This is a genomic window from Aestuariivirga sp. (genome assembly GCF_044238155.1).
Classification (GTDB): Bacteria; Pseudomonadota; Alphaproteobacteria; order Rhizobiales; family Aestuariivirgaceae; genus Aestuariivirga.
In genome coordinates this window covers 1-2,626 of record NZ_JBIIDX010000242.1, presented here as the reverse complement: position 1 = coordinate 2,626, position 2,626 = coordinate 1, and the positions used below count along the sequence as shown (strand labels likewise).

The window sequence follows — 2,626 nt, the reverse complement described above, 5'->3', positions numbered from 1 at the left end:
TGTCCGGCATCGGTGCGCCCGATGTGCTGAAAACGGCCGGCATTCCCGTCATCCACGCCCTGCCGGGCGTCGGCGAGAATCTGCAGGATCACCTCGAAATCTATTTCCAGGTCCGCTGCCGGGAGCCAGTGACGCTGTATTCGAAGCTGAATCTGTTTTCAAAAGCCCTGATTGGCGCCGAATGGCTGCTGTTCAAGACCGGCCTTGGCGCCACCAACCACTTCGAGTCCTGCGGCTTCATCCGTTCGGCAGCCGGTATCGAATATCCCGACATCCAGTATCACTTCCTGCCTGCCGCCATGCGCTACGATGGAAAGACCGCCTTTCCCGGACACGGTTTCCAGGTACATGTCGGACCGATGCGCTCAAAATCCAGAGGTTTCATCCGTGTACAGAGCAGTGATCCAAACGCCAGCGCCCGCATCCTGTTCAACTACCTCACTCACCCGGACGACATGCCGGAATGGCGCCGGGCCGTGAGGCTCACGCGCGAATTGTTCCGCCAGCCGGCCATGCAGCGCTACGCGGAGGACGAAATACAGCCCGGGCCTGAAGTTCAGACAGATGCCGACATCGACGCATTCGTGCGCGCCCATTGCGAAAGCGCCTATCACCCTTGCGGCACCTGCCGCATGGGCGCAGCCAGCGACCCGATGGCCGTGGTTGACCCTGAGTGCCGCGTGATCGGCACGGAGGGCCTGCGGGTTGCCGACTCCTCGATCATGCCGCAAGTCACCAATGGCAATCTCAATGCGCCCACCATCATGATCGGCGAAAAGGCAAGCGACCACATCCTTGGCCGGGACCCGCTGCCGCCCTCGAATCAGGAACCGTGGATCAACCCCGACTGGAAAACCAGCCAAAGGTGAGACCGTGGCGACGGTTGCGGAAAATATTCCTTGACTTTTATTCCTATTTCATGCTAGATGTCTTTCAGCGCGCGACCTTGCTGATTGACATTGTGAATTCCTTTCCGGCGGCAGGCCCGCCTCAGGCCCCGGCCTCGGCCAGGAACAGCTCACGCAGCTTCCTGACGACGGGGCCCGGCTGGCCGCCGCCAATGCGCTGAGCATCGATCTCGACGACCGGCATGACGAACTGCGAGGCAGAGGTAAGGAAGGCCTCGTCCGCCGCACGGGCCTCCTCAGGGGTGAACTTGCGCTCAACAATTTCCACACCGTGTTCGGCGGCCAGGCGAAACAGGGCCCGGCGCGTGCAGCCGGCGAGGATCTCGTTCGACAGACCACGGGTGATGACCTTGCCATCCTTCACGATATAGGCATTGGACGAGGCGCCCTCCGTAATGAACCCATCTTCGATCATCCAAGCCTCATGGGCGCCCTTCTCGTAGGCCTCCTGCTTGCCAAGCACGGGAGCAAGCAGCATCACCGTCTTGATGTCGCGCCTTGCCCAACGCAGATCGGGCGTGGTGATGACCTTGACCCCCGTCGCCGCGTTGGGATTGTGCACCAGCGACATGGATTGCGTAAAGGCAATCAGGCTTGGCTTCGGCGCTGGTCTGGGGAAGTTAAAGCTGCGGTCGGCCGCGCCCCGCGTGACCTGCATGTAGACGATACCCTCCTGGAGAGCGTTGCGGCGGATCAATTCGAAATGCATCGCCTCGAGCTCTGTGCGGCTGCATGGCCAGTCCATGCGCAGTTCACGCAGCGAGCGCTCAAGCCTGTCGGTGTGGGCGGAGTAATCAACCAGTACGCCGTTGACCACGGCCGAGACCTCGTAAACGCCATCAGCAAACAGGAAGCCACGATCAAAGATCGATATTTTCGCTTCTGCTTCCGGAAGATATTCGCCGTTCACGAAGACGGTGCGCACCATGGCTCGTGCCTTTCCCTTGCCATACGCCTCTAAGCATGATTCCAGCGCGCAAATCCATGGGGGTTGTGGCCATCCGGCTTGCCAGCTAGGACATGATCCTGACGCCAACAGCCATGAAGGACATCATGCCGCGCCCCATTGCGGAAACCGCGATCACGGCCATGCTGGCCCGCGAAGAGGCCCTGTTCATCCAGCGCAATCCCCGCTCACGGAGCCTCGCAGAGGCTTCAGCCGGATCCTGGCTGAAGGGTGTTCCCCTGCACTGGATGGTCGACTGGGGAACGGCTTTTCCGTTGTTCGTGGAGCAGGCCCGCGGCGTGGATGTGACAGATGCCGACGGCAATCACTACATCGACTTCTGCCTCGGCGACACCGGCGCGATGTTCGGCCATTCACCACCTGCGCTGGTTGACGCACTCAGGACCGCAGCCAGCAATGGCCTGACCACCATGATGCCCTCGCCCGATGCGGCAGTGGTGGGTGAACTTCTGCACGACCGATTCGGACTGCCTTGCTGGCAGGTGGCAACCACGGCCTCGGACGCCAATCGGGCCGTGATCAAATGGTGCCGTGCCGTGACCGGACGAAACAAGATACTCGTGTTCAATCATTGCTACCACGGGGCGGTGGACGATACCTATGTGACGATTGACGGCGGCACGCCACATGCCGACCCGGCGCTGATCGGCGAAGTGCGCGATCTCACTCAATTCACCAGGGTGGTCGAGTTCAACGATGTTGCCGCGCTCGAGGCGGCGCTGCGCGAGCGCGACGTGGCCTGCGTATTGGC

General features: G+C 61.3%; 3 protein-coding genes. 2 read left to right on the top strand and 1 reads right to left on the bottom strand.

Translation table 11 applies throughout. From position 1 onward, the window contains the following. Nucleotides 1-869, top strand: an 869-nt coding sequence (locus ACILRN_RS16580; RefSeq protein WP_395690067.1) for a GMC oxidoreductase, incomplete at its 5' end; no start/stop codon positions are given. 121 nt (nt 870-990) lie between these two features. Here the strand turns inward: ACILRN_RS16580 and ACILRN_RS16575 are convergent. Beyond that, nucleotides 991-1,836, bottom strand: coding sequence for a D-amino-acid transaminase (locus tag ACILRN_RS16575; RefSeq protein ID WP_395690066.1), 846 nt, complete (start codon nt 1,834-1,836; stop codon nt 991-993). Nucleotides 1,837-1,928: 92 nt separating this feature from the next. On the opposite strand from ACILRN_RS16575, the gene ACILRN_RS16570 reads away from it, so the two are divergent. Beyond that, nucleotides 1,929-2,626: aminotransferase class III-fold pyridoxal phosphate-dependent enzyme (locus tag ACILRN_RS16570; protein WP_395690065.1), on the top strand; the 698-nt coding region annotated here is incomplete at its 3' end.

Bases quoted from the DNA above. Each gene is read 5' to 3' on its own strand.
- ACILRN_RS16575 (WP_395690066.1), bottom strand. From the start codon at position 1,836: ATGGTGCGCACCGTCTTCGTGAACGGCGAATATCTTCCGGAAGCAGAA.